Below are 24426 nucleotides of genomic sequence, written 5' to 3'. Positions count from 1 at the left end.
CTTTTTCCATCCCAGGAAACCCTCATTTCGTCCCAATTTTTTGATTGCTCCTGTTCAGGACTCTAATCTTGTCCCATAAATCGCTTTGATCTCTTCTTTCGAATGGACACGAGAAAAACTTTCCTCTTAATACTATTAGTCGCCTTGATTTATAATCTGGTTTTGATCTTTTTTTGATTAAACCCAATGAATTCAAACTTATTTGAAAACTAAGCCAACTTTATCCTAAACTTACCTATGAAATCCAAAGCCCTTGATTTCCGTCAGATCGAATGGTGGATCGTCACCAGTGCCACCCTGATCGCATTTCTGTTTATTCTGTTTGGGTATCGACCCCAGTTTTACAACGATTCAGACTTTGCCATTTTCAAGTTTGCTAGCCGGCTGGTTATTCTTGCTGCACTATATGGTGCATTTCATCTGATCCACATGGTGCTGATTCCCAAATTTCAAAGTCAATCCAAAAAGTGGCCCAGCATCCTTTGGATTTTTGGAATTGGTCTAATCACCTTCGCAATCTGCGCTTTGTTTGGCTACCAAGCTGAATTGGTCAAAACTCCCTTTCCTGCCTTCTTTTTGGGAATTTTGGTGCTTTATGCCTGCTACCTGATTGGTTCGCATCTCTTCACGCAAGCCCTGACACCTCCAAAAATCCGGGATTATCAGCTGTATAATATCTCCAGATTGATCTTGGGCTATCTGTTTACGCTGTTTTTCCTTATCCAGGTAGAGCCCATCAGCAGCCAAGGTCCGGCGATTCTGTTTGGCGTTTTCATTCCGGTGATCATGATTGCCAGCCTCTATAACTTCTTTTTGGTGTATGGCAAAAGGAAAAAGGGTAAAATCAAACAATCCCGATTTTTCAATTGGGGCTTGGTGGCAGTTTTACTGTTGGTCTTCCTCATTATTTCTGTCGAAGAAAATCAGGAAGAAATATTCTTTATCGGGGGATTGGGGACGGTTGCCTTTATCCAATTGATCTTCTTCCCGCTCACTTCTCTGGTATTCAAAAAATACGATTCCTTTGTCGGTCAAATCCACAACCTTTCTTTCCAAGTGGACCAAGGAAATGCAAATTTTGATTTTCTCCGGTCTCAGATCAACCCTCATTTTCTTTTCAATGCACTCAATACGCTCTACGCCAGCGCTTTGATGGAAAATGCAGAAAAAACCTCTGACGGCATCCAAAAGCTTGGTGACATGATGCGCTTCATGCTTCATGAAAACCAGCAGCCTAGAATTCCCCTATCTCGGGAAATTGACTACCTGCGCAACTACCTCGATTTGCAATTGCTCCGTTTTGGTTCCCAAACCAATCTGGACTTGGATATTCAGATCAATGAAGGGAGTTGTCAAGGGGAAATAGCGCCCATGCTGATCATTCCCTTTGTAGAAAATGCCTTTAAGCATGGCATTTCTTCCAAAGAAAAATCCTGGATCCGACTCAATTTGCGATGTATCTCGGGCTCAGTCCATCTCGATCTCGTCAACAGCATCCATCCGGAAAAACCCCAAAGCGAAAAGTCCCGGGAAGAATCAGGAATAGGTTTGGACAATGTGAAAAAGCGTTTGGAGCTGCTCTATCCCGGACAGCATCAGCTGAGCCTTATCGCCAATGATTCCGATTTCTTTGTGCATCTTTCTGTTCAATTTGCCCATTCATGATCCAGGCTATTGCCATTGACGACGAATCTTTTGCTTTGGAAGTGATCAAGTCCCACGCTTCCAAAGTTCCTTTTCTACAGCTGCAGCAGACCTTTACCAATGCGGTCGCGGGTCTGGAATATGCCAAAAACAATCCTGTGGACTTGGTTTTTCTGGATATCAATATGCCGGATATTTCAGGAATTGACTTGGCTACCCTGCTTCCGAAGGAAACCTTGGTCATTTTTACCACCGCCTATTCTGACTATGCAGTCAAAGGGTTTGAATTGGATGCCTTGGACTATCTGCTTAAGCCTTTTCCGCTGAGTCGTTTTCTTAAGGCCTGCCAAAAAGCCCAAGAATGGCTGGAGTTAAAGCCAAATCAGCAGACCGCTTATATTTTTGTCAAAACCAACGAAGGCCTGTCCAAAGTGGATTTCACCGAGTTGCTTTACTGTGAGGCTCAGGGAAATTATGTCATTTTCCAGCTGGAAAGCGAAAAAATAGTTAGCAGAATGACCCTTTCCGAAACTGAAAAGCTGCTTCCCTCCCATTTTATCCGTACACACAGATCTTTTTTGGCCAATCAAAAACAAATTCAAAAAGCAGAACGACATCAATTAACTCTAGGAAAATTCCATGTACCTGTGAGCTCAACGTATATGGATGAGGTTTTTGAAAAAATCAAAAAGGACTGAATCAGGAAACAGTCACAAATGAATTCAAAAACTCCTTTCGGTACTCCAAAGGTGTTTTTTTTACTCTTTCTCTGAAAAGGCGGTTGAAATTAGATAAGGTGGAAAATCCGGATTCCAGTGCTATTTCGCTGATATTCAAATCTGTTTCATGGAGAAGCTTACAGGCATGGGAAATTCGAACCTCGGTCAAAAAATCAGAAAAGGACTTATTTACCCTTGATTTGAAATACCGACTAAAGGCAGAAACAGAAAGATTACTGATTTTGGCTGCCTCCTCCAGGCTGACTTTGTCCTGAAAATGCTGCATCACGTAAGCATATACCTTCCCCATCCGGTCCTTTTCCGACTCCTTGTTGGTATTGATATATCCGGCATTGGCGATAAGTCTGCAATCCGGAGAATCAACCATTAGGTTTAGGATTTTCAGAAATTGAATCAAGGAAGCTGCACCTCTCATTTGAAGCATTTCCTGCATCATTTGGGTGATTTTTTGATTGGTGTCTCCCAAGACCTCTATTCCCCGCTCGGATTTTTTCAGCATTTGTGCAATACCCTCCATTTCTTCCATCTGGAAAACTGAATTATTGAGGAAGTTTTCAGGGAAATAAATAACAATCCCATGAGTTTCCAGCCCCATATTAGCCTGATGATAGTCCTTGTCGTTTTTCCAAAGATGAGGCAGATTGGGTCCGGTAAGCACCATATCTCCTTCTTTAAAAGCCTTCATATCATCTCCGACGAAGCGGGTTCCCCTACCCTTCAACACCACAAATAGCTGGTATTCAGAATGAAAATGCCAGTTGACATCAAAAAAAGGAGCAATCAATTCCTGAATCACAAAGGCTTTTCCCTCAGGAATCCTTGTCTTTTTTACCGGATTTTTCACTGTTTTAAATCATTTTTTTGAACTATATGATTTCAATTTGACAAAATAAAGTCAGAATTCAAGAAAAAACAGTGAGAATTCGTCATAGAAATTTTGGATTATTACCGTGTAAAACTGTAAGCCCAAAGTATGACCCGATTACAATCATCCAATCTGACCTTTGCCTCCTTATTAATGGTGGTTCTGTTAGTTTTTTCCTGCGGGAAAAAAGAGAGTTTCCTCTCCATGACCGAACCCAGAAGGGTGGAAATTTTGGTGCTAGGCCATGAAAGCGAGCATCACAATTCCGAAAAGCTCATGCAGTACCTGGGGATTCCTTTATTCCAAAAAGGAATCAATTTGACCTACACCTCTGATCCCAAGGATCTCAACGAGGAAACACTCTATAATTACGATGGGCTGATGATCTATGCCAATCATGATGAAATCACAGCAGATCAGGAAAAGGCCCTCAAGATATATGTCCAAAGCGGAAAAGCGCTAATTCCCATCCATAGTGCTTCCTGGTGTTTCCGCAATTCCGATTGGTATGTAAAAACCGTTGGTGGACAGTTTAAATCTCACGGTGAAGGCAACTTTACGGCAAGTATTGTCGATGCTTCGCATCCGATCATGAAGGGAATCGAAGAATTCGAAACTTGGGATGAAACCTATGTGCACTCCCAACTCAATCCTGATATGCATGTCTTAATGGAGCGGGTAGATGGAGATCATCGCGAACCCTACACTTGGACTTTGGAGGAAGGAAAGGGAAGAATTTTCTACACTGCCTATGGACACAATGAGGAAACATGGAAACAACCCGAATTTCAGGAACTCGTAGCCAATGGCGTATTATGGGCTGTAGGAGATGAAGTTAACGCACTTTTGGCCGCCTACGAAATCCCTCAGCCTGAATTCCGCGATGCTGAAATTCCCAACTACGAACGAAAAGATCCTGCCCCTCGCTATCAGTTGCCTCTTTCTCTTGAGGAAAGCATGAAGACTGTTCAGCTTCCGGTGGGATTTGAAATGACTCTATTTGCTTCGGAGCCCATGATTATCAATCCTATGTCCATGACTTGGGACGAAAGAGGACGGCTTTATGTGATAGAGACGGTCGATTACCCCAATGAAGTCCGAACAGAAGGAGGAAATGATAAAATCAAAATCCTTGAAGACACGGATGGAGATGGAAAAGCGGATAAAGTGACTGTTTTCGCAGAAAACCTGAACATCCCAACCTCTATCATGGCAGTGAATGGAGGAATTCTGATCTCCATGGCTCCTGATTTTGTCTTCCTGAAAGATACTGATGGAGATGATGTAGCCGATGTGCGCGAAGTCATCATGACGGGTTGGGGAAAAAGCGATACCCATGCCGGTCCTTCCAACTTGAAATATGGCTTTGACAATAAAATATGGGGTGTTTTAGGATACTCCGGCTTCAGGGGTACTGTCAGCGGAAAAGAGCATTCCTTTGGCCAAGGTGTTTATCGCTTTGAGCCTAATGGAGAAAACTTGGAATATTTGGGAAATACCTCCAATAACACTTGGGGCTTGGCTTTTACCGAAGACTTCGAAACCTTCATTTCCACTGCAAACGGGCAGCACAGCGTGTATTTTTCCATGGAAAATAAATACGTCAAGCGTCCTGTATTCCAAGGTTCTGCCAATACCGTACACGGCATCGATAGCCATTACGATATGCCTCACCTCACACCTTTCCTTCGCCAGGTGGACTGGCATGGAGGTTACACCGCAGCTGCAGGACATAATTTCTATACAGCAAGAAGCTTCCCTGAGAAATTCTGGAATCGGATAGCTTTCGTTGCTGAACCCACCGGAAGAGTACTTCACAATGCTGTCATCGAATCAAACGGGTCTGGATATACTGAGAAAAACGGATTCAATATTCTGGCAAGTTCAGACGAGTGGTTCTCTCCAGTCCATGCCGAAGTTGGACCTGATGGAGCCCTTTGGGTAGCCGATTGGTACAATTTCATCATTCAGCACAACCCTACTCCTAGAGGCTTTGAAAACGGAGCCGGAAATGCCTACATCAATCCACTACGGGATAGTCAGCACGGAAGAATCTATCGAATCAGCTATAAAGGCGGTGAGGACTCCAAAACCTTTGATCTGAAAGATGCAAGCAATTCCGAACTGATTGAGGCACTGAAAAGTGAGAACATGTTCTGGAGATTGACAGCTCAGCGCTTGATCGTCGAGCAGCAAAACACAAATGTGCTTCCAGACCTTTACAAAATCATTGCTGATCAATCCGTTGATAAAATTGGTCTAAATGCTCCTGCTGTAAATGCCATTTGGGCACTTCATGGACTTGGACAGCTGGATGGAAGCAATAAGGAAGCAAGTATGGTAGTAGAGAAAGCACTACGACATCCTTCAGCAGCTGTCCGAAAAAATGCTCTGCGAGTCCTTCCTTCAAACCAAGAAAGTCTCCGGGCGATTCTGGGTTCAGGAGTTTTGGATGATCCGGATATGCACACCCGTAAGTTTGCTTTTCTGGCACTTTCTGAAATGCCATTTTCGGAAGATGCAGCAAAGGTTTTACTACAAGCTGCTGAGAAATCCGAAAACGGAAATGATCCTTTCTTACCTCAGGCTGTATTTGCAGCAGTACTCTCCCATCCTATCGAATTTGCTAAGCGGGATAATACAGCAGCTCTTCAGGCTTCAGGAGACTCAGAGATGTCTTTGGCAGATCGGATCAGTAGAAGCTTGGTAGCCGAGCAATATCCTTTGGATTCAAGAAACTCCATCCTCTTTCCTCCGGATATAGCTGGAAAAGAAATTGAAATTAGAATGATAGTTTCCAAAGGCAATAATCCAATGGATGGAATTTTGGTGGCTTCTGGCAACAATACGAATGGATACAGTTTGTACATCTTCGAGGATGCTCTTCACTTTGCAGTAGCACAGGATGAAAAATTGACAATCATCAGTACTAAAAAACCACTTCCTGAGGAGCAATTCATCATTGATGCCACCTTGGTGGAAGATGGAAGCATGAGTTTGAAAATCAATGGCGAAGAAATCGGCAAGGCCAAAACCAAAGGCCTGTTCACGGAAGAACTTTCTCCGAGAAGAGTTCGTGTAGGCCAAAATGATTCCAGAAATCAAGTTGGAAAATATGTGGGAGGCTGGATGTTCTCTGGAAGAATAAGCAACAAATCTACCTTAGCTTTGAAAAAGCCGGGTGCCAATATCGATATGATGGAAGGTTCTGCTACATCAAGTACAGCCAATGGCACCACATTAGTCAAACTTGCCGTTATTCCACATGAGATGAAGTACGATAAGGCTTCTTTCAAAGTCAAGGCTGGTTCACAGGTAACCATCGACTTCGAAAATCCTGACTTCATGCAGCATAACTTTGTCATTGGTCAAAAAGGCTCATTTGATGCCATTGGAGAAGCTGCAGACGCACTGGCCCGAGATCCAAAAGGTGCGGAGCAAAATTATGTTCCCAAAATACCACAAGTCATAGCCGCTACTCGATTGGTAGATCCGGAAGGACGGGAATCCCTCGTTTTTGTAGCTCCTACCGAACCTGGTGAATATCCGTTTGTCTGTACCGTACCGGGTCACTGGAGAATTATGAACGGAATCATGATTGTGGAATAAGAATGGCACTGGACGTAACCTTCAGCGTGAGTACCTGGCTTTGGACCTCACCATTTAACTCTGATACTGTTTCTCTTTTTGAGAAAATCAAATCATTCGGCTACGATGCAGTAGAAATACCGGTTGAGGACCCCGAATTGATTGACATAGACCGGGTCAAGAAAGCACTCGCAGAAAACGCTCTCAAACCTATCATCTGCGGGGCTTTCGGACCTACCCGGGATTTGACCCACGAAGATCCCTCTTTCCACCAGACCTGTTTTGAATACTTGGATGCTTGCTTTGAAATCGCATCTGAATTGGGAGCCGGATTTGTTGCCGGACCTATGTATTCAGCGGTGGGAAAAGCCCGTCTGATCTCTCTTGAACAAAGAAAAGTGGAGTGGAACCGTGCAGTCACCAATCTCCAAAAAGTCTGTAAACGTGCTGGTGAATTCGGTTTGGACATTGCGTTAGAAACCTTGAATCGCTTCGAAACAGACCTAATCAATACTGCTGCTGAGCTCAAACAGTTGATTTCAGATATCAACGAATCTCAGGCCAAGGCACTTTTGGATGGTTTTCATTTAAGCATTGAAGAGCCAAGTATTGAGGATGCAATTGCAGCCGTTGGGGATAAATTGATTCACGTTCAAGTATCCGAAAACTACCGGGGCACTCCTGGAACAGGTCAAACCAACTGGGCAGCTTGGAAGCGAGGGCTGGAAAAGATCGATTATCGAGGTGCCATTTCCATCGAAAGCTTTACTCCCAATGTCAAGGAATTGGCAGGAGCAGTCTGCATTTGGAAGCCCTTGGTGCCTTCTCAAGATGGCTTTGCCAAAGAGGGTCTTGAATTTCTCAAAAAATGGGCAGCTAAATAAACCAAGCCGTTTATAACTAAGGTTATGTCAGTCCGAGCGGAGTCGAGGACCCTTCGACTCCGCTCAGGGTGACATCAAAATCTGACATCTCACATACTTTTAAAACCCAAAACATTACATACACATGAGCAAAAAACCAATCAACATCGCCATCATAGGCTTGGGCTTTGGCGCCGAATTTATTCCGATCTACCAAAAGCATCCACTTGCCAATATGTATGCGGTCTGTCAAAGAAATAAAGAAAAAGCGGAAGAAATCGGGAAGGCTTTTGGCATCGAAAAAGTATATACCGACTATGATGAATTACTAAAAGATCCCAACATCGACGCGGTTCATATCAATACCCCAATTCAAAATCACGCAGAACAGTCCATCAAAGCCCTGAAAGCAGGCAAACACGTGGCCTGTACAGTTCCCATGGCCACCACTGTAGAAGAATGCCGTCAAATTGTAGAGCTCTGCGAACAAACAGGGCTGACTTATATGATGATGGAAACGGTGATTTACAGCCGTGAATTTCTTTTCGTGAAGGAGATGTATGAAAAAGGAGAATTGGGCAAAATCCAGTTTCTCCGCGCTTCTCATCAGCAGGAAATGGCTGGCTGGCCGGGCTATTGGGAAGGACTCCCTCCTATGCATTATGCTACTCATTGTGTTGGGCCCGTTTTGGCTTTGCCCAAAGGACAGGGTGAATATGTATCCTGTTTGGGTTCGGGCAGAATCGACGAAAACCTGATTCCGAAGTACGGTTCCCCTTTTGCGATTGAAACTTGCCACATCAAACTGAAGGATTCCGATTTGGCAGCAGAGGTGACCCGCTCGCTGTTCAATACGGCTAGACAGTACCGGGAAAGCTTTGACGTGTACGGTTCCAAAAAGTCCTTCGAGTGGACACTGATCGAGCATGAGGATTCGGTGATTCATACCGGTGAAGTTCCTGACCGTGTCAAGATTCCCGATTATGCACATCTTTTGCCGGAAGGAATTCAGAAGTTCACGACTCAGGGAGTTTATGATTCGGATGAAAACCAGCACTTATCTTTTACCCAAGGGTCTGGACATGGAGGGTCTCACCCACATTTGGTTCATGAGTTTTTAACCGCTTTGGCAGAAGGCAGAGCTCCTTACCCTGATGCCAGACAATCCGCCAATATCAACTGTGTAGGTATCTTGGCCCATGAATCTGCAATGGAAGGGGGGAAAATTAAATACTTGCCTGATTTTACCCTTAGCAAAGCTTAAAACAGAAGGCCTGGAATTTTTTCCAGGCCTTCTTGCATTTTTTCTCTTTGACTTAGGATTTGCCTCCTATTTCGTTTAAATAATGGCTATTCGCTTACTTTACTCTTTTGGCCTCAGTGACAAACATATCCATCAGCGAACCGGAAGCACTGTCGTCATCCACTTTTTTGATGCTCAAGTAGACATCGTAACCTGTAATATTGAAGTAGGCAGTCAATACATCATCGGCAATAGTTACTGAAGACATTTCCTTTTCTGTACCGGAAGGATCTTCGACGAAGTAGCCCATGGTTTTTCCGTCGACAGTTTCAAATCGCATGGGAATGGTTGCCGTACCCTGTGGGGTATCGTAAACAGTCACTGCCCACTTGCCTTCGAAATATTCGGGACTTGGTTGAGTAAAACTGGAAAGAGAAAGAGTGGCCGATAGGGCAATAAGCAGTCCAAAGGCCAGAGTAAATAATTTTTTCATCTGGATAAAGGGTTAAAATTCACTCTGGAAGTTAACCATTCTTTGGAATTAGCAAAAGATCAGAGAATCAGAAAAGGAGTTTTTCAAATTAAAAACCTGTTCATTTAAATCTTTTGATTTTCCTCTAAGGTTGAAAAGTGAGAAAGCGGTAAGATGGGAAAGTTAGGTAAGGCTGGCAATGGTTCAAGTGTTCTGAATTGGACCTATAAATGAAAAAGCCATTTTTAAGACTGAAAAAAGAGAAACCATAAGGATTCATTTCGGCTAAAAACAAAAAACCACTCAACTCTGAGTGGTTTTTTGAGCCCCTTGCCGGGATCGAACCAGCGACCTACTGATTACAAGTCAGTTGCTCTACCAGCTGAGCTAAAGAGGCGTTCCTTATAGGTGGTGCAAATATAGACTTACTCTACTTTACTGCAAACCCAAAACCTGATAAATTTCATAAAAACATCTATCTCTCAGATTTTGAGCGGGAAAAATTTAGAATTCCCGTAAGATGGAAAGTTTCTTTTTCAGCTTTTCAATCTCTTCTTCTGCTTTTTGGATTTTTCCGTCAAACTGGTCCTTGAGCTTATCTGCTGTCTTAGATGAAGCAAAGAACTCGAGGTTGTTTTTCCAAAGCGAAATGTTGTTTTCCAAGTCGGCGATTTGCTTTCTGATGCCATGCTCTTTTTTGTTGAGCGTTTTGATCGCATTAGGATCGCTTTGAATCTTATTCAAATTCAATCGGAACAGGAAGTCCTCTCTTCCCTCCTCTGTAGAATCCAATTGATCCAAATAGAAATCAATGGCTTCTTTGAATTGATTTTGAATCTCCTTGATATTTTTTCTTGGGACAAAACCTATTTCATTGAAAGCTTCCACAAATTGGGTCAATTCTTCCTCTGATTTGGACTCTTGAGAAGCTGCCGCTTTGATCTTTTGAATGAGCTCAAGCTTTTCCTTCAGATTCTTATCAAATTCTGAATTGGCTTCCTTATTGGAATTTCTTCTGTTTTCGAAGAAAGTATCGCATGCATTTTTGAATCGCTTGTATAAAGAATCCCTATGTTTCTCCGGAGTCGGACCCAATTTCTTCCATTCCTGCTGCAACTGGATCAATTGATTTGCAGTTGACTGCCAATCCGTGTTATCCTTCAGTTCTTCAGCCTTTGCAATCAGTTCTTCTGCCTTTTGTTGATTGGTAGCTCTGACCTCATCCAAATGCTTAAAAAAAGCATTTTTATTATGGAAGAACTGCTTGAATAAAGACCAGAAGTTTTTGTTTATTTCCCGGCCAGTCTCTCTTGGGACAGGACCGATTTTCTCCCAGGCTTTTTGGATATCCAAAATCTCTTTGGTCTTGGAATTCCACTCTTTGATTCTTTCCCCGCTAAATGAGGCAAAATCAGTCAATTGAGCAATGAGTTGTTCTTTGGCTGTCTGATTGGCCTTGAACTCTTCTTTCTGTCCTTCAAAATAGACTTTTCTCTTGTCATAGACCGCATCTGAAGCGGCTTTGAATCTTTGCCATAGCGCCTCTTGCTCCTCTCTAGGTACTGGACCGATATGCTTGAATTCCTCATGGAGTTCATTCAGCTGCTTGATCGCATCCTTTAGTTCCTTGACTTCAGAAAGGGCTTCCGCTTTTTCACAAAGTTCCAGTTTACTTTCAAGGTTTTTCTTTCGGTCAAGTTCTTTTAGCTCAAAGTAGATGCTTCTATTATCATAGAATCGATCCATCAGGGCATTGTAGCTCGCCCAAAGACTACGATTTTGAGCAGCAGGCACAGGACCAATTGACTTCCACTCTTCCTGAATAGATTTGATCACATTCATAGAAAGGGTAGTCTCTTCTCCGTCCACCAATTCTCTCAATCGATCCAAGATTTGATTTTTGGCTTCCAGATTTTTTTCTTTCTGACGCTCGGTTTCCTTTCTTAGGGAGTTCAGCTGATATCGGAAATCATTGAAAACCTTGTGAAATTCCCTTTCTTCTTCATGCTGCCGATATTCAAAATCGTCTTCTGTACCTCCTTCTTCTTTGAATTTGGCTAAAGCCTCTTCTTTTTCCTTGCTGACGATTTCTTCAAAAGCATCTTTAATCTCATGGGCTAGCTTATCTAGTTTTAGAATATTACCGCCATGAAGCTTGTCTTTGAGTAATTTTAAAAGCTGGATTTTAGTGAGTGATGACAAATCCAAATGCTCATCATGATCTTCTTCCTCTTCATTTTCGGAGTCTTCTGTCTCGGAGGTAACTGAATCAGAAGAAGATTCTGCAGTAGCCGAATGAGTTTCACTGTTTTCAAGGATTTCTTCCTTTGGCTCAGCCTCCTCGCTGATCTCAGCTTCAGAGCTATTTTCTACAACCAATTCAATTTTAGAATCTTCTACTTGCTCCTCCTGACTATTTAATCCAGTTTCTGGCTTTGAAGCCTCAGAATTTGCAGATTCAACCGCTTCGGAGGCAGATTCTGCTGCATCCACCTGAGTTGATTCACTTTTTACAGACTCGGAGGAATCGGAATTCTCTGATTCTTGGACATTTTCTTCTAACTTTTCTTTACCAGTCACTTCTTCAGCTGAAGCTTTGGTCACCTTGTCCTTGTCGGACAAATCGTTACTTCTATCAGTCATACACTCACTATAATTTCAAGGCAATATGGGCAAAAGTAGGGATTTTGCCTAATTTAATCTTGGGTCAAGGGGATAATTTGCAATAACCTTAAACTCCCCTCCCATGTTTTTTAAAAGTCCTTTCCACAACTCTTCAGGAGTATTTTGAAGTGTTTCTGGAGAAATTTGATCTCGATAGATAATCCAGGTATTTGTTTGAAGCTCCTCACCTAATTGGCCGGCTCCCCAACCGGAATAACCGATAAAAAACATGATATCCTGAGGCTCAAATCTTCCTAGTTTTAAATTTTCAACCAAGGATTCAAAGTCACCTCCCCACCATATTTCCTTTCCAATGGAAATACTACCTTCCAGAGCCTTTTCCCCAAAATAAATGAAATGGAGGGTATTCTGCTCAACGGGTCCTCCTACAAATACTTCATTATCCAGAAAAGCCAATTCTTCAACCAAATCTCCCAAATGGAGAATAGAAGGCTTGTTCAATACCAGACCAAAACTCCCCTCCTCATTGTGATCACAAAGTAAAATCACGGACCGAATGAAATTTTCATCCTGCAAAAAGGGTTCTGAAATCAGCAGATTACCAGCTATCGGTTCGTTTTTAGGATCTTCGGACATGATATTTGAATCACATTGAAGGAAAAATATAGAGCATAATTTTAATAATCCAAAGGCAGGTGTACTTTTAACATGAAAATTATTATTACTCAACAGATTCCATGAAACTTTCAGATATCAGAAAAGATTACACTCTCAAATCCCTGGATATCAGTGATGTAAGCAGAGATCCCTTCAGACAGTTTTCTCTTTGGTTTGATGAAGCGGTAGACTCAGAAGCTCTGGAAGTCAATGCAATGTGCCTTTCTACTTTGGGCTTGGATGGCTATCCTTCCGGAAGGATTGTACTTTTGAAAGGGGTGGATGAGGGTTTTGTTTTCTTCACCAATTATTCCAGCACAAAAGGAAAAGAAATCGAAGAAATGCCAAAAGCATCGTTAACTTTCTTTTGGGCAGAATTGGAGAGACAGGTAAGAATAGTGGGAGATCTTGAGAAAATATCAGAAAAGGAATCTGATGAGTATTTTTTTTCCAGACCTATTGGCTCTCAAATCGGTGCTTGGACTTCCCCTCAAAGCCAAAAAATTGAAAATCGGGAAGTGCTCTCAGAAAGAAATAAAATGCTGGAAGAGCGATTTTCCAAAGAGCAGATAACCAGACCGCCTCATTGGGGAGGCTACAGGTTAAAGCCAAAGCAATTTGAATTTTGGCAAGGACGATCAAGCCGACTTCATGATCGAATCGGTTATGAGTTAGATGGTGAGGGAAAATGGGAAATCTTTCGGCTGGCTCCTTGAGCTCTTTATTTCAGGTCAAAAAGATCCTTCACCCCTATAAAGCGCTCGATGGTAAACCCTTCCCCGTATTTAGTATGAATCCTATGCCCCATCTCTCTTGACCTGGATTCAATAAAGGGCAAGAAATCAGGAGAAGAAATAAAACTGGCAGGTTCTTTACTTTCAGGATCAAAAAACTGGGATTTAAAAGCCATAATGCTGGCCACTTTCGTGTCCCAGTAATCGGTGATGTCTACGATAAAGTCCGGGTTGATGTAATTGTTCTGGATGTAGTGGTAGACAAATTTGGGCCTCCATGGATCTTGATTTTTTCCATTGAGTTGGGTCTCAATTTTTCTCAAACCACTCATAAAGCAGGTATTAGTAGCGAGTGAAGCCCCTTTTCCATGATCAGGATGCCTATCGGTAATGGCATTGGCAAGTACAATTTCCGGCTGATACTTACGAATAACCTTGATTAACTCCAACTGGTGAGCTTCATCATCTTTAAAGAAAATATCCTTGAAGCCCATATTCTCACGAGCAGCAAGCCCAAGGATTTTAGCCGCTTCAGCTGATTCCTGAAGTCTGATTTCGGGAGTTCCTCTGGTTCCCATTTCACCTTGGGTCAGATCTACTATCCCAACCTTGTAACCTTTAGCTACTTGAGCGGCTATGGTGCCGGAACAACCCAATTCTGCATCATCTGGGTGAGCTGCTATGACTAGAATATCAAGTTTCATCTACTTTCTATTATTTCACTCTTAAGTTTTGTCCTATTCGCAGGATAGTTCGTGTGGATATTCCGTTCAAGCGCGTGATCTGATTGATTGGAACCCCATATCTTCTGGCAATACTTCCCAAAGTATCTCCTCTTTTGACTCGGTGGTAAGCAGCCTCTCTGGCTTTGGCAACATGACCAAAAAGCTCTTTTGAAATGATCAAATCTTGTTTTGTAAGCTCTTTTTTCTCAAAATCATAGACCAATTCAGGGTCAAATGGAAGCCCCTTATATCTCAACTCATAATGCAAATGGGCGCCGGTACTTCTCCCAGTACTCCCCCCTCTTCCCAATAAGTCTCCTGCTTTCACCTCATCACCTACTTGGGCAATATGCTTGGAAAGGTGGCCATAGACAGTTTCAAGACCATTTTTATGTCGGACTACATAGAAGTATCCATATCCGTAGCGATCATAAGAGCGCACCCGGACAATCCCATCAAATCCTGAGAAAACCAAATCTCCTGTATTCAGATCCAAATCAATCCCGTAGTGCATCCGTCCCCATCTGGGTCCAAACCTGGAGTTTACTTCAATCGGATTCCAATCCACTGGCATTTGCCAGTTCATACCGAATCGAGGATCATATAGTCTTAGTGAGAGACTATCCTGAAAATTTCGAATATCAAGATTGTAAATATCTACCTTCTTGCTATCCCAATTAGAGTAATGTTCGAAGGCAGTGACCCAAATACTGTCGATTTGAACTTGTTCCGAAATTTGAATTAATTGATTGGTCGGTGCCCAAATAAAGCCCAGAGGATCCTCACTGATGATGGACTGCATCCGGGCAAGATTCACCTCGCTTTGGAAAAGGATAGAATCAGTTTGAGTGGAAAGATTACGGAGATAGGCCTCTTGATCAAACTGACGCAGCTCAATATTCCTCCTCTCAGTAGGTACTCCGGTCTGGCTGTTTTTCTTGATAATCTTAGGAAAAACTTGAGCATTGGCTTCAATGAAACCAATGCTCAAGAAAAAGACTAAAATTATCTGTAAATACTTTTTCCTCATTTATTGGATTAAGGATTATTCTTGTTCGGCTAGGAAGCGCTCTGCATCCAAGGCTGCCATACATCCTGTTCCGGCTGCAGTCACGGCCTGACGGTAAACATTATCCTGTGCATCTCCGCAAGCGAAAACTCCTTCCACATTGGTACGGGTGGTTCCCGGTATAGTTTTGATATATCCGGAAGAATCCATGTGAATAAAGTCCTGGAAGATGGAGGTGTTTGGCTGATGACCAATAGCAACAAAGAAGCCAGAAATTGCGATTTCTCTTTTTTCTCCCGATAAATTATTGACCAATCTTACCCCAGTAACTTCATCGGTTCCCAGAATTTCCTCAGTCTCAGTATTCCAAAAAATTTCGATCTTGGGATTATTTTTAACTCGCTTTTGCATGATTTGAGAAGCTCGCATTTCGTCCCTTCTAACGATCATGTAAACTTTGGAGCAAATATTTGCCAAATAGGAGGCTTCTTCGCAAGCAGTGTCCCCTGCCCCAACAATCGCCACTTCTTGACCACGGAAGAAAAATCCATCACAGACAGCACAAGCCGAAACCCCTTTTCCGTTTAGACGAGTTTCACTTTCCAATCCAAGCCACTTTGCAGATGCACCTGTGGAGATAATGACTGTTTCTGCGCTGATCTGAACTTGATCATCTACAGTGACTAGATGCGGTCTTTTTGAAAAATCCACCGCCGTCACCAAGCCATACCTTACTTGGGTGCCAAACCTTTCAGCTTGTTTTCTGAAATCTTCCATCATTTCAGGCCCCATGATTCCATCGGGATAGCCTGGATAATTTTCCACATCGGTGGTGATAGTCAACTGACCACCTGGCTGTCCTCCAGTATAGAGAACAGGATTCATTCCAGCCCTTGCAGCATAGATAGCTGCGGTATATCCGGCAGGACCAGAACCGATAATCAATACTTTTACATTTTCAACTTCTGGATTCATCAATCGCTGTCGTTAAACGGTTCAAATTTTGTCAATTGGGAATTTGAAACAAAAATCGGGAAGGTTAAAATTCCTTAAGGTATGTTTGGTCACAAAATTTCAGGCAATTTTTTCCCGGATAGATAATAAAAAAGGGGCTTTACAACCCCATTTCAATTTATTATCCCAAGTAGGGCTTCAAGGTTTTGCTTCTTGAGGTGTGCCTTAATCTTCGGATGGCTTTTTCTTTAATTTGTCTTACACGTTCACGGGTGAGGTTGAACTTCTCTCCGATTTCTTCAAGAGTCATTGCGTGTTCTCCATTTAGACCGAAATAGAGGGTGATCACGTCAGCTTCTCTTTGGGTGAGTGTAGAAAGAGCACGCTGAACCTCTTTACGAAGAGAGTCAGTCATCAAGCCGTCATCAGGCTTCTCGTCTCCATCATTTTCCAATACGTCCAAAAGACTGTTTTCTTCACCCTGAACAAACGGAGCGTCCATGGAAACGTGTCTTCCAGAAATCTTCATGGTATCCACGACTTCAGAAGCAGTCACTTCCAATACTTCGGCTAGTTCCTCGGGAGAAGGCTCACGCTCAAACTTCTGCTCCAATTCGCTGAAAGTCTTAGAAATCTTGTTCAAAGATCCTACCCTATTGAGTGGAAGCCGAACGATTCGGGACTGTTCTGCCAAAGCTTGAAGAATGGACTGTCTGATCCACCATACGGCGTAAGAGATAAATTTAAAACCTCTCGTTTCGTCAAATCGCTGGGCGGCCTTGATCAATCCTAAGTTTCCTTCGTTGATCAAATCACCCAAAGAAAGGCCTTGATTTTGGTATTGTTTAGCTACAGACACCACAAATCGCAAATTGGCTTTGGTCAGCTTTTCAAGGGCCAATTGATCGCCCTCTTTGATTCGCTTGGCCAAAACTACCTCTTCATCAGCTGTCAACAGATCTACTTTACCAATTTCCTGAAGATACTTATCCAGGGATTGGGACTCTCTGTTGGTAATCTGCTTGCTAATTTTTAGCTGCCTCATTCAGTCTTTATGTTTGAGAAATTAATGTTTATAGTTTTTAAGATTTACCCGCGATGCATTATTCTTTGACAGCAGGTTTCTCTGGTTTTGGAAGAAGAGCCTTTCGGGAAAGCTTGAATTTACCGGTTTTTTTGTCAACATCGATCAATTTAACCATGATCTCCTCTCCCGGTTCAAGAACTCCGTCCATGCTTTCCAATCTCTCCCACTTGATCTCGGATATATGGAGTAAACCATCTTTGCCTGGCATAAATTCCACAAATGCACCAAAAGGCTGAATATTCTTCACCTTTCCTGTGTAAGTCTCACCGATTTCAGGCTGAGCAACGATCGCTTTTACCCGACGAATAGCCGCGTCCATATTGGCTTGATTGGCAGAGAAAATATTGATCTTACCTTGATTGTCGATCTCTTCGATCACAATAGTAGTAGCTGTATCTTTTTGAATCTCTTGAATCACCTTTCCTCCAGGGCCAATCACTGCACCGATCAGTTCCTTAGGAATCCACATCATGAATGATCTTGGAGTATGTGGCTTGAGATCAGGCTTAGGAGCTGCAAGAGTATTACTGATTTCCTTCAAAATATGAAGTCTGCCTTCCTTGGCTTGATACAAAGCTTCTTTAAGAACTGAATAGTCCAGACCTTCTACCTTTAGGTCCATCTGACATGCAGTGATTCCTTGTTCGGTACCAGTCACTTTGAAGTCCATATCGCCTAAGTGATCTTCATCTCCCAAAATGTCAGAAAGAATGGAATACTTTCCTGTTTTGGCATCGGAAATCATTCCCATGGCAATTCCTGTAACCGGGGCTTTGATTTGAACACCTGCATCCATCAATGCCAAGGAACCCGCACAAACAGTTGCCATAGATGAGGACCCGTTAGATTCCAAAATATCAGATACTACACGGATAGTGTAGGGATTGTCATTTTCGGCAGGAAGAACCTTTTTAAGTGCTCTCATAGCCAAATTTCCATGTCCTACTTCTCTTCTGCCTGGTCCTCTGTTTGGCTTTACTTCGCCGGTAGAGAAGCCGGGGAAGTTGTAGTGCAAGAAAAATTTATTATATCCAGAAATGACAGCACCGTCAATCATCTGCTCGTCCATCTTGGTTCCCAAGGTACAGGTAGTGATGGATTGAGTTTCACCTCTGGTAAATACTGCAGAACCATGAGCTGAAGGAAGGTAGTCCACTACCGACCATATGGGTCTGATTTCATCCAGCTTTCTTCCATCTAGACGCTTTTTTTCGTTCAGCGTCAGATTTCTTGCAGCTTCTTTGTGAATTTTGTGGAAATAAGGACCAATCAGGCTAGCCTCAAACTCATGCTCCTCACCTAGGTTCTGCACAAATTCTTCTTTTATAGTCTTCACCAATTCCGAACGCTCGGATTTATTGGCGATCTGCTTGCTAACGGCAGCGTATAATTTATCATACAATTCTGCCTTCATTTTATCATAAAGGGCAGAATCGGATTTTTCATGGTTGTATTCGCGCTTTTTCTCCTTGCCTACAAGCTTGGTCAATTCGATTTGAGCCTGGCAGTGACGCTTTATTTCTTCATGGGCATACTGCAAAGCTTCGACCATTTCATCTTCTGAGATTTCATTGGCCTCCCCTTCTACCATCAAGATGTAATCCAAAGATCCCGCAACGATGAATTCCAAAGAAGCCTTTTCCAGTTCGGAAGGGCTTGGGTTGATGACAAGCTTACCATCGATTTTGGCAACTCTGACTTCAGAGATAGGGCCGTTGAATGGAATATCTGAAACGGCAAGTGCAGCAGATGCGGCCAATCCGGCTAGTGCATCAGGCAGAACAGTTTCATCATAGGACATCAAAGTGATTGCCACTTGAGTATCAGCATGGTAATCATCCGGAAAAATTGGACGAATCGCTCGATCTACCAGACGGCTAATCAAAATTTCGTAATCAGAGAGTCTTCCCTCCCTTTTAAGGAAGCCACCCGGGATTTTTCCGGAGGCTGCAAATTTTTCTTGGTAATCAACAGACAAAGGCAAAAAGTCTACACCTTCACCTGCCTCAGTTTTTGAAACTACAGTGGCCAAAAGCATTGCTTTTCCCATCCTCACTACAACAGAACCGTCCGCCTGCTTGGCCAATGCTCCGGTTTCAATGATAATTTCTCTGCCATCTTCCAAAGTGATGGACTTGGTGATCAAATTTGGTAACATAAATTATGGTTGATATTTTTTCTTTCGTCTTAAAAGTGAAGGCATCCAGCTTAAAAAGAAAAAAGTAAGGTTCTCGAACTAGGAGAACCTTACTAAAAGGATTATTTTCTGATTCCGAGCTCTGCGATGATCGCTCTGTATCGCTCGATTTCTTTCTTATGGAGGTAATCTAACAAACTTCTTCTCTTACCTACCAGCTTCAACAAACCCAGTCTTGAGGAGTGATCCTTCTTATTTAACTTCAAATGTTCGGTCAAATGCTGGATTCTGTGAGTGAAGAGGGCAATCTGAGATTCAGGAGATCCTGTGTCTGTAGCAGATTTTAACCGTCCATGATTCTTAAACAACTCTTGTTTTTTCTCTGATGTTAAATACATGTTTAGCTAAATTAAATAAAACAGCTACAAAGGTAGAGTTTATAATCCAATTTTAAAAGAGAGAGCGCTTTTTCATTTTTTAAATAGGCCTTTGAATTTTTTCAGGAACCCTGAATAAAAATCTGACTCAAATAGTCTTGCATCTTTTTTAGCCTGTCTTAAAAAGAACAGTCCAAATGGAATCAAGCAAAGGTTGGAGAAAAATGTTCCGAAAAGCGGATCTGCCAGTCCTTCTTTTGCCCATTTTTCCCCGGTGATAGTTAGGATGTAATAGAGAATGAAGAAAGTAATTGAGATTAGTACCGGCATCCCCAAGCCGCCTTTTTTAATAATAGCTCCTAAAGGTGCCCCGATTAAAAACATCATGAAGCACGCAATGGCCTGAGTATATTTTTGGTACCAAGCTATTTCAAATCTTCTGAATTCCCGCTCGTGACCGTCGATTTGGGTCGCTTTGACATTAAATGTATTTTTCAGATTCCGGGAATTATTGAGCGCCATGGTAATAGCATTGGAGAAATATCCCTTTTTATACATCATGGAATCGATCAGGTTTTTCTCTTCCTCTGTGAGAGGTGAAGTTCGGACCGGCTTTTTCTTGATCTCCCCTACTCCGGAGGTATCTACCGTGGTAATAACCGGTGGTTTTCTCAATCTTGTCCCTTTATTTGAACCTAACGGCGTCCCTTTTTTATTCAAAAGTGAAGAGTCGATGGCTGGACTGGAAGCAATGGTGGTTTCTAATGTGATTTTTTTAGGACTTTGATCAGAATTTCTAATCGAAACAGTGTCATTTAATTTGATTTCGACCTGTGAAGAGTCCAGTGCTTCTTTTTCCCTCTGCTGAAGAATCTTCTGCTTTCGCAAGGTATCATCCAAAGCTTTCCTTTCCAGAATTTCTTCACTTGGAGTCATCGCTCTATTTCTGGTAAAAAAAGGATAAATACTTTCTGCTGTTTTGAAATTTTGAAATTTGAGATCATTGACTAAAGAATAAATGGAATCCAATCCCAATTTGATTTCGGGAATATTCTTTATAGCTCTGTTGGTGGACCAAAGATCTTCAGGAGTTCTGTTCAATTGAAATGCAGCAAGGTCAAATACCATTACATTCTCGGAAAACTTAGTCCTAGAAAACTCCACAGGAGGTTCGGCGATTCCCCTGCTGGAACGTGCCTCTTTGTAATTTTGCCCATTGAAGAGTGTTAGCTTCATATAGGCATCATTCATAAAAGTCTCCATCCTTCCCGAATCCGCAAGGGTCACACTTAAATTTCCCAGGCCTTCTGCATGATTGTAAATGATGATATCCCGAAGTCGAACATCATCCAATTTTTCATTGACCTTGATGCTGTAGTTTGGAATACCTGCGTAAAAGACACCCTCTTTGATATCTAATGCAGGAGATTTGGTCCGGATATCATAAAGAAGGCTGAAAGTCTTCAAATTGACTTTAGGCACGAGGTAGTTATTCGAAAGGTAGGCAGCAATCGTCAGGGCGACGGTAAATATTCCAATGGGTCGCAAGGCCCTCACCAAAGAAATCCCGCTGCTCTTTATAGCTGTCAATTCAAAATGCTCACCCAAATTCCCAAAAGTCATCAGGCTGGAAAGCAAAACGGCCAATGGTAGCGCCATGGGAGAAATACTGATCACGAAATACCCGATCAATTCAGCATAAATGCCAAAACTCAATCCTTTGCCAAAGATTTCATCAAAATATTTAAGCATGTTGACAATCAAAAGAATGAAGTCAACCACAAGAAAAGTGAGAATAAATGGCCCGATAAACGACCCAAGGATGAGTTTATCTATTTTTTTCATGAAAGCAAATCCCTCCAGATGCCTACGCATTTTTTGGTTTGGGAGTTCAAAAATGGGGATTTGAAATCAAATTACCCACCAATTATTTCTTTCAATTTATAAATCAGTCCTTCCCAAATGGCTTCAAGCTCATCCTCCTCGTACTCATTAGAGTAATCTATTACTTTCAAAAACAGAGATTGAGTAAGCTCGTTTTCTTCCAATTTAAACTCGATGTAGGAATGATCTCTTTCGTCGGGATTCTCAGGGTCAAAAAAGTCAAATTTCACATGGGCATTAGAACGTAAGGAGGCTAGTCGAGCGTAATGATCCTCATTGTCAAAATTGAAGATATAATTCTTATCCTCATCGATTCGGACATTGTCAGCAAACCACTCCTCTAACCCGCTTGCCGTACTCAAATATTGAAAAACAATCTTCTTGGACGCATTTATTTGATAATCAGCAATAAATTTATTTTTTACCATGACTTAATCGGTTTAGGGAGTTTTTTTCCCACTTTTTCTTTTTTCTCAACTTGGATTTCAAAGTACAAGAACTCATATTTGCATTCCCATTTGAAAAGGAGGGTTTCAAAGAAAATAAACGATTTTCCAAACCCGATATTGAGCAGTGATTGTGTCTTAATATAGGTATTAATTCCAACTTTCAATACCCTAAATAAATTATTAAAAAAATCTTGCTAGGGAGTCCCGATAGCTATCGTAGATTGGTTAGATCGCAGGATTCATATCCGCCGCGGCGGACACTGGTTCAACTCCCTGATAAATTTGAAATATTGATTACAGTAATTCTGGCGAGGTAGCTCAGTTGGTTAGAGCGCAGGATTCATAACCCTGAGGTCACGGGTTCAACTCCCGTCCTCGCTACAAAGGCTTTCGGAAACGGAAGCCTTTTTTACTTTTAATTATGGATGATTTCGTGGTTTATATCCTTTTTTCGCCCTCCACTGGTAAGACCTACACGGGAATGACCTCTGATCTTATTACCAGGTTCCACTTTCATAATCAAAAATCAACCAAAGGCTTCACGATCAAGTATCGTCCTTGGATCGTTGTCCATGTTGAATTCTTTCAATCCAAAAAGCAAGCTCTCGAAAGGGAACTGGAACTAAAGTCTGGAAAAGGCCGGGATTGGGTCAGGAATTTTATTTTGTCAAAATACTCCCGGATCTCAGAATCATAGGCTGATTCCAAAATTCCAATAGATCATATGAAATAGTAGCTCAGTTAGTTACAGCGAAGGATTCATATCCGCCGCGGCGGACACGGGTTCAACTCCCGTCCTCGCTACAAAGGCTTTCGGAAACGAAAGCCTTTTTTTATTTACTTTTCCTGAAAATTAACCTCAGGCAAATAACTCAATCAAATTCTCGATCCAAATTGGAATCAGGATGAATTTATCTTTTGATCATTAAAGCTTTGTCGAATAGCCATAAGGGAAGATTTACTTTTTTCAGAAAAACACTTTTTGCCTATCTTCAAAAATGACAGAAAGTAGTCGATCGATTGCTGTAAAAAATGCTCCAAAATCTTTTGTCGGAAAGTTAAAATTCCTCGGACCGGGATTTATCCTTGGTGCCTCCATTGTAGGTTCCGGGGAGTTAATTGCTACAACTGTTCTCGGCGCTAAAGCTGGGTTTATCACCTTTTGGGTGATTCTTGTGAGTTGTTTTGTCAAGGTCGCTATTCAATTGGAATTTGGTAAAAATGCCATCATCTCCGGCAAACCACTAATGGCAGAGTTCAATGAGTTCCGAGGTCCAAAATTAGGAAGAGGCAATTGGGCTGTTTGGTCAATTTTCATATTGACTCTTCTAAAAATCATCCAGCTAGGAGGTATGCTTGGAGGCGCTGCGATCACCATCCATTTGATTTTCCCAAGTTTTTCATTGCCTTGGATAGTTTCATTTCTGGGGCTAAGCCTAATTCTTTTCTTTCTGAAAAACTATTATCCTGTAATTGAAAAGACATCCACCTTTCTCGTTTTTGGGTTCACTTTGCTCACCCTGGTTTCTTTGATTTCTCTTTTTTCTACCCCATACAGTTTCACTTGGAATCAAGTGGCTTCGGGTCTGGTGTTCAAACTTCCCTCAGAATTGATTTTTGTAGCTATTGGTGCTTTTGGAATTACCGGAGTGGCTAGCGATGAAATTATTGCCTACACTTACTGGTGCCAGGAAAAAGGATATTCAAATTATGTGGGAAAAAATGATGGGTCCGAAGATTGGAAAGAAAGAGCCAAGGGATGGATTAAAATCATGTATTTGGATGCATTTGTTGCCATGTTTATATACACTTTGGTTACCGCCTCTTTTTATCTTTTGGGTTCCGCCATTCTGTATGGAAAACAAGGGATTCCTGATGGATTGGATTTGATCCAATCTTTGGCTTCAATTTACACTGAGGTATTGGGGCCAAATGCACGCCTTGCCTATCTTCTAGGAGCCTTTTTTGCCTTGTATTCCAGTGCTTTTGCCACTTTAGCCTATTGGACTAGGCTGTTTCCTGATGTTTTTTGGCAGTTTGGCTGGATAGAAAAATCAGAAAAAGCCTGGAAAAAAACAGTAACCTGGCTTTCGGTAATTTTCCCGATTTTGTGGGTGATGGTTTTCATTTTCATCAAGGAGCCCGGATTTATGGTCCTGGCAGGCGGGGTAATCGGGTCAGTGATGCTTTTGATTGTTGTATTGGGAGGGATTAAATTTTATAGAAAAAACCTTCACCTTGGGCTATTCAATGGTCCTCTTTCGAAAATCATGTTTTGGCTCAGTACTGCTTCAATTCTTTTGGTTTCAGCATACGGAATATTCAAATTGTTTTAAATAAAAAAGCCTTCCCATCAAGGAAGGCTTTCCGCAA

20 protein-coding genes and 2 tRNA genes are annotated in these 24426 nt (G+C 42.0%); 9 read left to right on the top strand and 13 right to left on the bottom strand.

Going from position 1 to position 24426, the window contains the following annotated elements; genetic code table 11:
* Positions 1 to 237: 237 nt before the first annotated feature.
* Together AAA942_RS02455 and AAA942_RS02450 are read left to right on the top strand one after the other, a co-directional pair.
* Complete coding sequence (locus AAA942_RS02455) at positions 238 to 1665, top strand: sensor histidine kinase (protein ID WP_338218642.1); 1428 nt, start codon at positions 238 to 240, stop codon at positions 1663 to 1665.
* Positions 1662 to 2342, top strand: a complete 681-nt coding sequence (locus AAA942_RS02450; RefSeq protein WP_338218641.1) for a LytR/AlgR family response regulator transcription factor — start codon at positions 1662 to 1664, stop codon at positions 2340 to 2342. The genes AAA942_RS02455 and AAA942_RS02450 overlap by 4 nt, the downstream gene beginning before the upstream one ends.
* Position 2343: 1 nt before the next feature.
* On the opposite strand, the gene AAA942_RS02445 is transcribed toward AAA942_RS02450, so the two are convergent.
* Positions 2344 to 3228 (bottom strand): AraC family transcriptional regulator, encoded by an 885-nt coding sequence (locus tag AAA942_RS02445; RefSeq protein ID WP_338218640.1) that lies wholly within the window; start codon positions 3226 to 3228, stop codon positions 2344 to 2346.
* A 129-nt stretch (positions 3229 to 3357) separates the two neighbouring features.
* Between AAA942_RS02445 and AAA942_RS02440 the strand changes: the two genes are divergently transcribed.
* The 3 genes from AAA942_RS02440 (at position 3358) to AAA942_RS02430 (ending at position 8964) form a co-directional block, all read left to right on the top strand.
* Entirely contained in the window at positions 3358 to 6858 is a 3501-nt protein-coding gene (locus AAA942_RS02440) for a PVC-type heme-binding CxxCH protein (protein ID WP_338218639.1), read from the top strand.
* A 2-nt stretch (positions 6859 to 6860) separates the two neighbouring features.
* Complete coding sequence (locus tag AAA942_RS02435; protein ID WP_338218638.1) at positions 6861 to 7721, top strand: sugar phosphate isomerase/epimerase family protein; 861 nt, start codon at positions 6861 to 6863, stop codon at positions 7719 to 7721.
* Between the two features lie 124 nt (positions 7722 to 7845).
* The gene (locus AAA942_RS02430) at positions 7846 to 8964 is read left to right on the top strand and encodes a Gfo/Idh/MocA family protein (RefSeq protein ID WP_338218637.1); all 1119 of its coding nucleotides are present in this window, start codon (positions 7846 to 7848) and stop codon (positions 8962 to 8964) included.
* 94 nt (positions 8965 to 9058) lie between these two features.
* Here the strand turns inward: AAA942_RS02430 and AAA942_RS02425 are convergent, their stop codons facing one another.
* The 4 genes from AAA942_RS02425 to AAA942_RS02410 form a co-directional block, all read right to left on the bottom strand.
* Positions 9059 to 9436, bottom strand: a complete 378-nt coding sequence (locus AAA942_RS02425; protein ID WP_338218636.1) for a hypothetical protein — start codon at positions 9434 to 9436, stop codon at positions 9059 to 9061.
* Between the two features lie 303 nt (positions 9437 to 9739).
* Positions 9740 to 9812 (bottom strand) — tRNA-Thr (locus AAA942_RS02420).
* Between the two features lie 107 nt (positions 9813 to 9919).
* The gene (locus AAA942_RS02415) at positions 9920 to 12058 is read right to left on the bottom strand and encodes a DUF349 domain-containing protein (protein ID WP_338218635.1); all 2139 of its coding nucleotides are present in this window, start codon (positions 12056 to 12058) and stop codon (positions 9920 to 9922) included.
* Between the two features lie 48 nt (positions 12059 to 12106).
* Positions 12107 to 12676, bottom strand: coding sequence for a YqgE/AlgH family protein (locus AAA942_RS02410; RefSeq protein ID WP_338218634.1), 570 nt, complete (start codon positions 12674 to 12676; stop codon positions 12107 to 12109).
* A gap of 101 nt (positions 12677 to 12777) precedes the next feature.
* Here AAA942_RS02410 and pdxH point away from each other — a divergent pair, with 101 nt between their 5' ends.
* Positions 12778 to 13413, top strand: coding sequence for a pyridoxamine 5'-phosphate oxidase (gene pdxH, locus AAA942_RS02405; protein ID WP_338218633.1), 636 nt, complete (start codon positions 12778 to 12780; stop codon positions 13411 to 13413).
* Positions 13414 to 13418: 5 nt separating this feature from the next.
* Here pdxH and bshB1 read toward each other — a convergent pair whose 3' ends face one another.
* From bshB1 to AAA942_RS02365, 8 genes are all read right to left on the bottom strand, one after another.
* Entirely contained in the window at positions 13419 to 14135 is a 717-nt protein-coding gene (gene bshB1 / locus AAA942_RS02400; RefSeq protein ID WP_338218632.1) for a bacillithiol biosynthesis deacetylase BshB1, read from the bottom strand.
* A gap of 10 nt (positions 14136 to 14145) precedes the next feature.
* The gene (locus AAA942_RS02395; protein ID WP_338218631.1) at positions 14146 to 15147 is read right to left on the bottom strand and encodes a M23 family metallopeptidase; all 1002 of its coding nucleotides are present in this window, start codon (positions 15145 to 15147) and stop codon (positions 14146 to 14148) included.
* A 54-nt stretch (positions 15148 to 15201) separates the two neighbouring features.
* The gene (gene trxB, locus AAA942_RS02390) at positions 15202 to 16140 is read right to left on the bottom strand and encodes a thioredoxin-disulfide reductase (protein WP_338218630.1); all 939 of its coding nucleotides are present in this window, start codon (positions 16138 to 16140) and stop codon (positions 15202 to 15204) included.
* Positions 16141 to 16300: 160 nt separating this feature from the next.
* Positions 16301 to 17164 (bottom strand): sigma-70 family RNA polymerase sigma factor, encoded by an 864-nt coding sequence (locus AAA942_RS02385; RefSeq protein ID WP_338218629.1) that lies wholly within the window; start codon positions 17162 to 17164, stop codon positions 16301 to 16303.
* A 58-nt stretch (positions 17165 to 17222) separates the two neighbouring features.
* Positions 17223 to 19364, bottom strand: coding sequence for a polyribonucleotide nucleotidyltransferase (gene pnp, locus AAA942_RS02380; RefSeq protein ID WP_338218628.1), 2142 nt, complete (start codon positions 19362 to 19364; stop codon positions 17223 to 17225).
* Between the two features lie 101 nt (positions 19365 to 19465).
* Positions 19466 to 19741: a 30S ribosomal protein S15 gene (gene rpsO / locus AAA942_RS02375; RefSeq protein ID WP_338218627.1), complete on the bottom strand. Its 276-nt coding sequence runs from the start codon at positions 19739 to 19741 to the stop codon at positions 19466 to 19468.
* Positions 19742 to 19813: 72 nt separating this feature from the next.
* Complete coding sequence (locus AAA942_RS02370) at positions 19814 to 21565, bottom strand: LptF/LptG family permease (protein WP_445083331.1); 1752 nt, start codon at positions 21563 to 21565, stop codon at positions 19814 to 19816.
* A 71-nt stretch (positions 21566 to 21636) separates the two neighbouring features.
* Positions 21637 to 22032, bottom strand: coding sequence for an START-like domain-containing protein (locus AAA942_RS02365; protein ID WP_338218625.1), 396 nt, complete (start codon positions 22030 to 22032; stop codon positions 21637 to 21639).
* Positions 22033 to 22360: 328 nt separating this feature from the next.
* On the opposite strand from AAA942_RS02365, the gene AAA942_RS02360 reads away from it, so the two are divergent.
* The 3 genes from AAA942_RS02360 (at position 22361) to AAA942_RS02350 (ending at position 24389) form a co-directional block, all read left to right on the top strand.
* A tRNA-Met gene (locus tag AAA942_RS02360) sits at positions 22361 to 22434 on the top strand.
* Positions 22435 to 22474: 40 nt separating this feature from the next.
* On the top strand, positions 22475 to 22750 hold the full coding sequence (locus AAA942_RS02355; RefSeq protein WP_338218624.1) for a GIY-YIG nuclease family protein: 276 nt from the start codon (positions 22475 to 22477) through the stop codon (positions 22748 to 22750).
* A gap of 301 nt (positions 22751 to 23051) precedes the next feature.
* Positions 23052 to 24389 (top strand): Nramp family divalent metal transporter, encoded by a 1338-nt coding sequence (locus tag AAA942_RS02350; protein ID WP_338218623.1) that lies wholly within the window; start codon positions 23052 to 23054, stop codon positions 24387 to 24389.
* The last annotated feature ends 37 nt before the right edge of the window (positions 24390 to 24426 follow it).

The organism is Algoriphagus sp. oki45, from assembly GCF_036245605.1.
GTDB lineage: Bacteria > Bacteroidota > Bacteroidia > Cytophagales > Cyclobacteriaceae > Algoriphagus.
Note: the sequence above shows the minus strand (reverse complement) of the source record. Positions and strands in the feature narration are given on the sequence as shown.

What these genes read in the sequence shown, in the direction of transcription:
- rpsO (WP_338218627.1), bottom strand. Translation starts at nt 19,741, where the DNA reads ATGTATTTAACATCAGAGAAAAAACAAGAGTTGTTTAAGAATCATGGA.
- AAA942_RS02435 (WP_338218638.1), top strand. Translation starts at nt 6,861, where the DNA reads ATGGCACTGGACGTAACCTTCAGCGTGAGTACCTGGCTTTGGACCTCA.
- AAA942_RS02350 (WP_338218623.1), top strand. Translation starts at nt 23,052, where the DNA reads ATGACAGAAAGTAGTCGATCGATTGCTGTAAAAAATGCTCCAAAATCT.
- AAA942_RS02370 (WP_445083331.1), bottom strand. Translation starts at nt 21,565, where the DNA reads ATGAAAAAAATAGATAAACTCATCCTTGGGTCGTTTATCGGGCCATTT.
- AAA942_RS02385 (WP_338218629.1), bottom strand. Translation starts at nt 17,164, where the DNA reads ATGAGGCAGCTAAAAATTAGCAAGCAGATTACCAACAGAGAGTCCCAA.
- AAA942_RS02430 (WP_338218637.1), top strand. Translation starts at nt 7,846, where the DNA reads ATGAGCAAAAAACCAATCAACATCGCCATCATAGGCTTGGGCTTTGGC.
- AAA942_RS02440 (WP_338218639.1), top strand. Translation starts at nt 3,358, where the DNA reads ATGACCCGATTACAATCATCCAATCTGACCTTTGCCTCCTTATTAATG.
- bshB1 (WP_338218632.1), bottom strand. Translation starts at nt 14,135, where the DNA reads ATGAAACTTGATATTCTAGTCATAGCAGCTCACCCAGATGATGCAGAA.
- AAA942_RS02455 (WP_338218642.1), top strand. Translation starts at nt 238, where the DNA reads ATGAAATCCAAAGCCCTTGATTTCCGTCAGATCGAATGGTGGATCGTC.
- pdxH (WP_338218633.1), top strand. Translation starts at nt 12,778, where the DNA reads ATGAAACTTTCAGATATCAGAAAAGATTACACTCTCAAATCCCTGGAT.
- AAA942_RS02450 (WP_338218641.1), top strand. Translation starts at nt 1,662, where the DNA reads ATGATCCAGGCTATTGCCATTGACGACGAATCTTTTGCTTTGGAAGTG.
- AAA942_RS02410 (WP_338218634.1), bottom strand. Translation starts at nt 12,676, where the DNA reads ATGTCCGAAGATCCTAAAAACGAACCGATAGCTGGTAATCTGCTGATT.
- AAA942_RS02355 (WP_338218624.1), top strand. Translation starts at nt 22,475, where the DNA reads ATGGATGATTTCGTGGTTTATATCCTTTTTTCGCCCTCCACTGGTAAG.
- AAA942_RS02425 (WP_338218636.1), bottom strand. Translation starts at nt 9,436, where the DNA reads ATGAAAAAATTATTTACTCTGGCCTTTGGACTGCTTATTGCCCTATCG.
- AAA942_RS02415 (WP_338218635.1), bottom strand. Translation starts at nt 12,058, where the DNA reads ATGACTGATAGAAGTAACGATTTGTCCGACAAGGACAAGGTGACCAAA.
- trxB (WP_338218630.1), bottom strand. Translation starts at nt 16,140, where the DNA reads ATGAATCCAGAAGTTGAAAATGTAAAAGTATTGATTATCGGTTCTGGT.
- AAA942_RS02365 (WP_338218625.1), bottom strand. Translation starts at nt 22,032, where the DNA reads ATGGTAAAAAATAAATTTATTGCTGATTATCAAATAAATGCGTCCAAG.
- pnp (WP_338218628.1), bottom strand. Translation starts at nt 19,364, where the DNA reads ATGTTACCAAATTTGATCACCAAGTCCATCACTTTGGAAGATGGCAGA.